Annotated in this window: 8 protein-coding genes and 1 pseudogene; 6 read left to right on the top strand and 3 right to left on the bottom strand. The window is 72.2% G+C overall.

The genetic code is table 11. The features are described from left to right. Positions 1–223: pseudogene (locus tag B7767_RS47650) on the bottom strand (N-acetylmuramoyl-L-alanine amidase); the annotation flags it as partial. Here B7767_RS47650 and mnmA point away from each other — a divergent pair. Beyond that, the gene (gene mnmA / locus B7767_RS01935) at positions 206–1,336 is read left to right on the top strand and encodes a tRNA 2-thiouridine(34) synthase MnmA (protein ID WP_085570555.1); all 1,131 of its coding nucleotides are present in this window, start codon (positions 206–208) and stop codon (positions 1,334–1,336) included. The pseudogene B7767_RS47650 and the gene mnmA overlap by 18 nt on opposite strands. Before the next feature lie 28 nt (positions 1,337–1,364). Here mnmA and B7767_RS01930 read toward each other — a convergent pair whose 3' ends face one another. After that, positions 1,365–2,144 (bottom strand): alpha/beta fold hydrolase, encoded by a 780-nt coding sequence (locus B7767_RS01930; RefSeq protein WP_085570554.1) that lies wholly within the window; start codon positions 2,142–2,144, stop codon positions 1,365–1,367. Between the two features lie 80 nt (positions 2,145–2,224). Then, positions 2,225–2,548: a DUF427 domain-containing protein gene (locus B7767_RS01925; protein ID WP_085570553.1), complete on the bottom strand. Its 324-nt coding sequence runs from the start codon at positions 2,546–2,548 to the stop codon at positions 2,225–2,227. An 86-nt stretch (positions 2,549–2,634) separates the two neighbouring features. Between B7767_RS01925 and B7767_RS01920 the strand changes: the two genes are divergently transcribed. The 5 genes from B7767_RS01920 (at position 2,635) to ligA (ending at position 8,044) form a co-directional block, all read left to right on the top strand. Next, the gene (locus tag B7767_RS01920) at positions 2,635–3,438 is read left to right on the top strand and encodes a class I SAM-dependent methyltransferase (RefSeq protein WP_085570552.1); all 804 of its coding nucleotides are present in this window, start codon (positions 2,635–2,637) and stop codon (positions 3,436–3,438) included. After that, entirely contained in the window at positions 3,435–3,974 is a 540-nt protein-coding gene (locus B7767_RS01915; RefSeq protein ID WP_085570551.1) for a TIGR00730 family Rossman fold protein, read from the top strand. Before B7767_RS01920 ends, B7767_RS01915 begins: the two co-directional genes overlap by 4 nt. Positions 3,975–3,992: 18 nt before the next feature. Continuing rightward, complete coding sequence (locus B7767_RS01910) at positions 3,993–4,691, top strand: SDR family oxidoreductase (protein ID WP_085570550.1); 699 nt, start codon at positions 3,993–3,995, stop codon at positions 4,689–4,691. 135 nt (positions 4,692–4,826) lie between these two features. Continuing rightward, positions 4,827–5,834 carry a methionine synthase gene (locus tag B7767_RS01905; protein ID WP_085570549.1) on the top strand — a complete coding sequence of 336 codons (1,008 nt, stop codon included), beginning with the start codon at positions 4,827–4,829 and terminating at the stop codon, positions 5,832–5,834. A gap of 14 nt (positions 5,835–5,848) precedes the next feature. After that, positions 5,849–8,044, top strand: a complete 2,196-nt coding sequence (gene ligA / locus B7767_RS01900; protein WP_085570548.1) for an NAD-dependent DNA ligase LigA — start codon at positions 5,849–5,851, stop codon at positions 8,042–8,044. The last annotated feature ends 415 nt before the right edge of the window (positions 8,045–8,459 follow it).

The following is an 8,459-nucleotide window of genomic DNA, read 5'->3' as shown; positions in this document are numbered from 1 at the left end:
CGACGCCCGGCAGGCGCCACCACAGCCGCGCCAGCTCGTCCCGCGCCAGCGCCGCCGTGCCCGCCGCTGCCGCCACGCCGCCCACGATCAGGGCCCGCCGCCCGATGCGCCGGTCCCCGTCCTCGGATGCCTTCCGTGCCCCCATGTGATCGTGAACGGATACCCGGCGGCCGTGGTTCCCGTCCCCCCGTACCCTGGAGGGGTTATGACTGACACCTCGCAGCGCTCCCGCCCCCTCCGCGTCCTGGCCGCCATGTCCGGCGGAGTCGACTCCGCCGTCGCCGCCGCCCGCGCGGCCGAAGCGGGCCACGACGTGACCGGCGTCCACCTCGCGCTCTCCGCGAACCCGCAGTCGTTCCGTACCGGCGCGCGGGGCTGCTGCACCATCGAGGACTCGCGCGACGCCCGCCGCGCCGCCGACGTCATCGGCATCCCGTTCTACGTGTGGGACCTCGCCGACCGCTTCCGCGAGGACGTCGTCGAGGACTTCGTCGCCGAGTACGAGGCCGGCCGCACCCCCAACCCGTGCCTGCGCTGCAACGAGAAGATCAAGTTCGCCGCCCTGCTGGACAAGGCGCTGGCGCTCGGCTTCGACGCGGTCTGCACCGGCCACTACGCCCAGGTGGTCCTGCGCGAGGACGGCACCCGCGAACTGCACCGCGCCTCCGACATGGCCAAGGACCAGAGCTACGTCCTCGGCGTGCTCGACGACCGCCAGCTCGCCCACGCGATGTTCCCCCTCGGTGACACGGTCACCACCAAGGAGGAGATCCGCGCGGAGGCCGGGCGCAGGGGGCTGGCCGTCGCCAAGAAGCCCGACTCGCACGACATCTGCTTCATCGCCGACGGCGACACCCAGGGCTTCCTCGCGAACCGCCTCGGCAAGGCCGAGGGCGACATCGTCGACGAGTCCGGCACCAAGGTCGGCAGCCACGAGGGCGCGTACGGCTTCACCATCGGCCAGCGCAAGGGCCTGCGGATCGGCACCCCCGCCCCCGACGGCAAGCCCCGCTACGTCCTCGACATCTCCCCGGTGACCAACACGGTCACCGTCGGCCCCGCGGCGGCCCTCGACGTCACCGCCCTCACCGCGATCAAGCCCCGCTGGTGCGGCGCCGCCCCCACCGGCCCCGGCACCTACACCGCCCAGCTGCGCGCCCACGGCGGCGAGACGGAGGTGACGGCGGAACTCGTCGACGGCTCCCTGGAGGTGTCCTTCACCGAGCCCGTCCGCGGCGTCGCCCCCGGCCAGGCGATCGTCCTGTACGACGGCACCCGCGTGGTCGGCTCGGCGACGATCGCGTCCACGGTGCGGGCGACGGCCGGCGCGGCCTGAAGGCGCTCCTCAAGGCCCGGCGGGGCGCTCACCACGTGAAGAACTCCGCCAGGACCGGCGCCAGGACGTCCGGTTCGACCATGTGGGTCTGGCCCCCCAGGGCGCGGTACGTGCCCCGGGGGACGGACTCGGCGATCGCCCGCGCCGCCTCACGCATCCACGCCGGGCTCGCGTCGCCCGCGATCGACAGCACCGGGACGCGGATCGACGACAGCAGCTCGCGCGGCACGCTCCCGTCGCCCATCACGGCGTCGTCGTACGCGAGGCTCGGCGCCATCGACTCCATCCCGGCCCACATCGGTGACTGCCGCGCGCCCTGGATGACGTCCTCGCCGAGGCCGGTCAGCCGCAGGAACAGCTCCACCGCGTCCCCGCGCCGCCCCTCGGCGAGCGCCGCCGTCAGCCGCTCGGTGTACCGCGCACGCTCCCCGAGATCCTCCGCGGACATCGCGTACGGCGTCTCGTACACGGCGACGTGGTGCACCGGCAGTCCGCTCGCCGCCGCCCTGAGCGCCAGCGCGCCGCCCGAGGAGACGCCGTACAGCGCGGCCTCGCCGCCCACCGCCCCGATCAGCGCCGCCAGGTCCTCGACCTCGCGCTCCACCGCGTACGGCGCCGTGTCCCCGCTGCCGCCCCGGCCCCGGCGGTCGTACACGACCACCCGGAACCGCTCCGAGAGGGGCGCCGCCAGCGGGGCCACCGTGCCGCCCGTCGACATCGCGCCGCTGACGAGAACGATCGTGGCACCCCGCCCGGCGCTCTCGTACGCCAGGGAGGTGCCGTCACGCGAAGAGATGTTCTTGTCCATGTCACGCCAGACTGCCGCACGGGGCGCCATTCATCGGTGAGGCGGGCGGCGCGTTCGCCCAGCACAACCCGTTTACGTGATCAGCCGACTTCGACCTCGTAGAAGCAGAGGTGGTCCTTGATCCGCGCGACGTCCGGCTTCGGCTCCGGGTACGCCCAGGCCAGGTCCGCCGCGTCCGGCAGCGACCAGTAGGAGGCGGTGCCCTTGAAGGGACAGCGCGTGTGGGTCTCCGAGGGCGCCAGCAGGTCGAGCCGTACGTCCGCCGGCGGGATGTAGTACCGGTCGGGACAGCCCGTCTCCTTCAGCAGCAGTGCCCCGTCGCTCTCCGCCAGCACCCGCCCGCCGTGCACCACGCGCACGTGCCGGTCACTGGCCTCGATGGTGATGCGGTGGCCCGTGGTCACGATCGTCCCTCCTCAGGTGGCCGACTCCCTGAGTACAGCGCACGCTGAAGCGGACTTCTTCCCGAGGAGGACCCGCAGGAGGACCCATGGGAGCCAAGGACACCGGCCGGAACCGCGGCACCCTCGCCCACCGGGCCGGCTACGCCCTGCGCCATCCGGGGCGCGTCCCCGCCCACGCGCGGCGCGCGCTGCGCGACACCTGGCTGCGGCTGCGCAACCGCGACCACATCGCCTACTACCGCGCGGTGATGGCCTCCGACGCGGCCCGCGGCGCCGAGGCGGCGGTCGGCCACAACCCCTCGCGCGAGCAGTGGGCGCGCATCGGCCGGATGCAGTTCGACTACCTGCTGCGGCACGGGCTGCGGCCCGGTCACCGGATGCTGGAGATCGGCTGCGGCAACCTCCGCGCGGGACGCCACTTCATCGGCCACCTGGAACCCGGCCACTACTACGGCATCGACATCTCGCCGCACATCCTGCTCGCCGCCCAGGACACCCTCGTACGCGACGGACTCCAGGACAAGGTGCCGTACCTGTCCCTCGCGAACGACCTCACCTTCGCCTTCCTGCCCGACGGGCACTTCGACGTCGTCCACGCGCACAGCGTCTTCTCGCACTCGCCCCGGCACGTCATCGAGGAGTGCTTCGCGCACGTCGGGAGGGTGCTCGCGCCCGGCGGGTTCTTCGACTTCACCTTCGACCGCACGGAGGGCGAGGAGCACCAGGTGCTGCACGAGGACTTCTACTACCGGACCAGGACGCTGGTGGAACTGGCCGCCGGGCACGGCCTCACCGCGCGGTTCATGGAGGACTGGGAGGAGCTGCCGCACCGGCAGTCGAAGATGCGGCTGACCGCGATGTCCGACCGGACCCGTACTGTGGGTCCGTGAACATCTGTGTCTTCCTCTCCGCCGCCGACCTCGACGAACGCTACACACGCCCCGCGCGGGAGTTCGCGCGGCTGCTCGGCAAGGGCGGGCACACGCTGGTGTGGGGCGGTTCGGACGTCGGCCTGATGAAGGTCGTCGCCGACGGCGTGGAGGAGGCGGGCGGCCGGCTCCTCGGCGTCTCCGTGGAGTTCCTCGCGGCGAAGGCGCGCGACGGCGTCGACGAGATGGTGATCGCGCGTGACCTCGCCGAGCGCAAGCGGCTGCTGCTGGAGAAGGCCGACGCGGTGGTCATCATGGTCGGCGGCACCGGCACCCTCGACGAGGCGACCGAGATCCTGGAGCTGAAGAAGCACGGGCACACCGAGAAGCCGGTGGTGCTGCTCAACACCGCGGGCTTCTACGACGGCCTCAAGGAGCAGTTCCGCCGCATGGAGGACGAGGGCTTCCTGCCCCGTCCGCTCACCGACCTGGTGTTCTTCGCCGAGGAGCCGGTGGGCGCGCTGGCCTACCTGGAGGAGAGCCTGGGCGGAAAGTGACCGCCCGGTGATGCGAGCATGGCGGGCATGGCTACACATGTGATCACCGGAGCGGGCTCCGGCATCGGCGCGGCCGTCGCCCACCGCCTGCACGCGCGCGGGGACGAACTCGTACTGCACGCGCGCGACGCGGGCCGGGCGAAGGAACTGGCGGCCGCCTTCCCCGGCGCCCGCACCCTCGTCGGCGACCTGGCGGACCCGGACAAGCTCTCCTGGGCCTTCTCCCACCAGTCGCTCCCGGACCGGGTGGACTCCCTCCTGCACATCGCCGGCGTGGTCGACCTCGGCCCGGTCGGCGAGCTGACCCCGAAGACCTGGCGGCACCAGCTCAACGTCAACCTGATCGCCCCCGCCGAGCTGACCCGGCACTTCCTGCCCCAGCTCCGCGCGAGCCGGGGCCACGTGATCTTCGTCAACTCCGGCGCCGGCCTGGCCGCCCACGCCGACTGGGCCGCCTACGCCGCCTCCAAGCACGGCCTCAAGGCCCTCGCGGACTCCCTGCGCCACGAGGAGCACGCGGGCGGCGTCCGCGTCACCTCGGTCTACCCCGGCCGCACCGCCAGCCCCATGCAGGCCAAGGTCCACCGGCAGGAGGGCAAGGAGTACGACCCCGGGAAGTGGATCGACCCGGAGTCGGTCGCCACGACGATCGTCACGGCCCTGGACCTGCCGGCCGACGCGGAGATCAACGACCTGACGGTCCGACCGGGGCGGTAGTCACACTCCGTCCGCACCCTCCCGCCCGTCCGGCCCCCGGCCCCTCCGGCGTTCGAGGAGCGGGGTCTGGGGCGGAGCCCCAGGTTCGGGACGGGTGGGGGCGGCGGGGGCGAAAAACCTCCGTACGCTCTACGGGTGAGCGAAAACAGCCAGTCCAGCTTCGGCCCCGCCACCGGCATCGGCTCCATGCCGGGCGGGGACGCCCGGGAAGCCGCCAAAACGGTCACCGGCAGCTTCGAGACCTTCCCCCACCTCCCCGAACTCCCCGCCCGCGGCCCCGGCGCGGACATGATCGGCCGCACCGCGGGCATGCTCGTGGAGCTCTACGCCCGCGTCGAACCCAGCGGTTGGCGCCTCGGCGACCGCCCGGGCCGCGACACCAGGCGCGCCCGCTCCTGGCTCGGCGAGGACCTCGACGCGCTGGAGGAGTTCACCCAGGAGTACCAGGGGCCCCTGAAGGTCCAGGCGGTCGGCCCGTGGACGCTCGCCGCCGCCCTGGAACTGCGCAACGGCGAGGCCGCCCTCTCCGACCCCGGCGCCTGCCGCGACCTCGCCGCCTCCCTCGCCGAGGGACTGCGCCTCCACCTCGCCGAGGTGCGGCGGCGCGTACCCGGCGCGCGGCTCGTCCTGCAGCTCGACGAACCCTCCCTCACCGCCGTACTGCGCGGACAGGTGCGGACCGCCAGCGGCTACCGCACCCACCGCGCGGTGGACCGGCAGCTCGTCGAGGCCACGCTGCGGGACGTCGTCGGGGTTCACGACGGCGGGCCCGTCGTGGTCCACTCGTGCGCACCGGACGTCCCGTTCGCCCTGCTGCGCCGGACGGGCGCGGCGGGGGTCTCCTTCGACTTCTCCCTCCTCACCGAGCGTGACGACGAGGCGATCGGGGAAGCGGTGGAGAGCGGGACCCGGCTGTTCGCCGGTGTCGTCCCGGGCACGGACGGACCGTTGTCGGACCCTGGCGGTAGCGTCATGGATGTCAGGACGCTCTGGCGCAGGCTGGGGCTGCGGCCGGGACTCCTCCCGGAGGCGGTCACGCTCACTCCGGCGTGCGGACTCGCGGGGGCCTCCCCGGAGTACGCGCGCAGGGCCCTCGCCCATTGCGTCCGGGCGGCGAGATCCCTCGCGGACAACCCAGAGTAACGGGAGGACACACGGTGGCCGGCGACAAGCAAGCGGAGACGACGAGCGTGCCCGCCGAGGCACGGGAGAAGCACGCCAGGCTCGCTGAGCAGATCGAGGAGCACCGCTTCCGGTACTACGTGAACGACGCCCCCGTCATCAGCGACGCCGACTTCGACCGGCTGCTGCGGGAGTTGGAGGCGCTGGAGGAGGAGCATCCGGAGCTGCGCACCCCGGACTCGCCGACCCAGAAGGTCGCGGGTGCGTACGAGACGGAGTTCACCTCCGTGCAGCACGTCTCGCGCATGCTCTCCCTCGACAACACGTTCAACGACGACGACCTCGCCGCGTGGGCCGAGCGCATCCACAAGGAGCTGGGCGAGCAGAAGTTCCACTTCCTGTGCGAGCTGAAGGTCGACGGCCTCGCCGTCAACCTCACCTACGAGCGGGGGCGGCTGGTCCGCGCGGCGACCCGCGGCGACGGCCGCACCGGCGAGGACATCACGCCCAACGTGCGTACCATCGCCGAGATCCCGGACCGGCTGAAGGGCGACGAGGTGCCCGACCTGGTGGAGGTCCGGGGGGAGGTCTACTTCCCGATGGAGAAGTTCCAGGGGCTCAACGCCCGTCTGGTCGCGGCCGGTGACAAGCCCTTCGCCAACCCGCGCAACGCGGCGGCCGGTTCGCTGCGCCAGAAGGACCCCCGGGTCACCGCCTCCCGTCCGCTGCACATGGTGGTGCACGGCATCGGCGTCCTGGAGGGCTACAAGGGCATGACCCGCCTCTCCCAGGGCTACGACCTGCTCAAGAGCTGGGGCCTGCCCACCTCCGAGCACAACAGGGTGGTCGACGACCTCGCCGGCGTACGGGAGTTCATCGCGTACTACGGCGAGAACCGGCACTCCGTGGCGCACGAGATCGACGGGGCCGTCGTCAAGCTCGACGAGATCTCCCTGCAGGGCCGCCTCGGCACCACCTCGCGCGCGCCGCGCTGGGCCATCGCGTACAAGTACGCGCCCGAGGAGGTCAACACCAAGCTGGTCGACATCCGCGTGGGGGTGGGCCGTACGGGCAGGGTCACGCCGTACGCCCAGGTCGAACCGGTCACGGTGGCCGGATCCGAGGTCGAGTTCGCCACCCTGCACAACCAGGACGTGGTCAAGGCCAAGGGCGTCCTCATCGGCGACACGGTGGTGCTGCGCAAGGCCGGTGACGTGATCCCGGAGATCCTCGGCCCGGTCGCCGACCTGCGGGACGGCAGCGAGCGCGAGTTCGTGATGCCCGCCGAGTGCCCCGAGTGCGGTACGCCGCTGAAGGCGATGAAGGAGGGCGACGTCGACCTGCGGTGCCCCAACGCCCGTACGTGCCCGGCACAGTTGCGGGAGCGGCTGTTCTACCTGGCCGGGCGCAGGGCGCTGGACATCGAGCACTTCGGCTATGTCGCCGCGGCGGCGCTGACCAGGCCGCTGGAGCCGGAGGATCCGCCGCTGCAAGACGAGGGCGACCTGTTCGACCTCACCATCGAGCAGCTGCTGCCCATCAAGGCGTACGTCCTCGACCAGGACAGCGGGCTGCCCAAGCGGGACCCGAAGACCGGCGAGGAGAAGATCGCCACCGTCTTCGCCAACCAGGAGGGCGAGCCGAGGAAGAACGCGGTCGCGATGCTGGCGAACATCGCGGCGGCCAAGGAGCGCCCGCTGGCGCGCGTGCTGACCAGTCTGTCGATCCGTCATGTCGGTCCGGTCGCGGCGGAGGCGCTGGCCCGTGAGTTCCGCTCCGTCGACCGCATCGAGCAGGCCACCGAGGAGGAGCTGGCGGGCACCGAGGGGGTCGGCCCGACCATCGCCGCCTCGCTCAAGCAGTGGTTCGCCGAGGACTGGCACCGGGAGATCATCCGCAAGTGGAAAGCGGCCGGTGTCCGCATGGAGGACGAGGGGTCGGGAGAGGACGAGGGGCCGCGTCCGCTGGAAGGGCTCACTGTCGTGGTGACCGGAACCCTGGACGGCTTCACCCGGGACGGCGCGAAGGAGGCGCTGCAGAGCCAGGGGGCGAAGGTGACCGGATCCGTCTCCAAGAAGACGTCGTTCGTCGTCGTGGGTGACAATCCCGGGACGAAGTATGACAAGGCGATGCAGCTCAAGGTGCCGGTTCTGAACGAGGACGGCTTCACCGTCCTCCTCGAGCAAGGTCCGAAGGCCGCGGCGGACGTCGCTCTTTCGGCCGAGGAGTAGCGGTTGAAGGTCGGCTGATCGGCGCATATCAGATGCATACGGGTGGCTGGGGCGCATTCGGGCAACCGTCGGCGACCGGTGCCCGTACGGGCCTTCTGCGGCCTACTGTTGAGATGTGCGCCTGCCGTGCCCAGCTGCGGTCGGAGCAACCCCGTACTCGTGAGGGGTCCGGGGTAAGGGCTTTCCACCGCGGAGCCGCTGAGGGTCGTCGGGCATCGGGTCGCGTGGCGTGGGCACCGCCGGCTGGGAGAGGGACGGGAATGGAACCGACCGAGAGCGCCGCCCCGGGCTCACGGCTGCGCCTGCGCCGCATGGCGGTCGCATGGCTGCGCGGCCGTGAGGACGGGCGGCCCGCGGGGCGACCGGGCGCAAAGGGGCGCACCGGGCCGCGTACCGCGGACGCGCGCGGGGCGGG

Source organism: Streptomyces sp. 13-12-16, assembly GCF_002114215.1.
GTDB lineage: Bacteria > Actinomycetota > Actinomycetes > Streptomycetales > Streptomycetaceae > Streptomyces.
This window is presented reverse-complemented; position numbering and strand designations above follow the sequence as displayed.

Coding starts and splice junctions, on each gene's coding strand:
- mnmA (WP_085570555.1), top strand. CDS start 206: ATGACTGACACCTCGCAGCGCTCCCGCCCCCTCCGCGTCCTGGCCGCC.
- B7767_RS01910 (WP_085570550.1), top strand. CDS start 3,993: ATGGCGGGCATGGCTACACATGTGATCACCGGAGCGGGCTCCGGCATC.
- B7767_RS01920 (WP_085570552.1), top strand. CDS start 2,635: ATGGGAGCCAAGGACACCGGCCGGAACCGCGGCACCCTCGCCCACCGG.
- B7767_RS01930 (WP_085570554.1), bottom strand. CDS start 2,144: ATGGACAAGAACATCTCTTCGCGTGACGGCACCTCCCTGGCGTACGAG.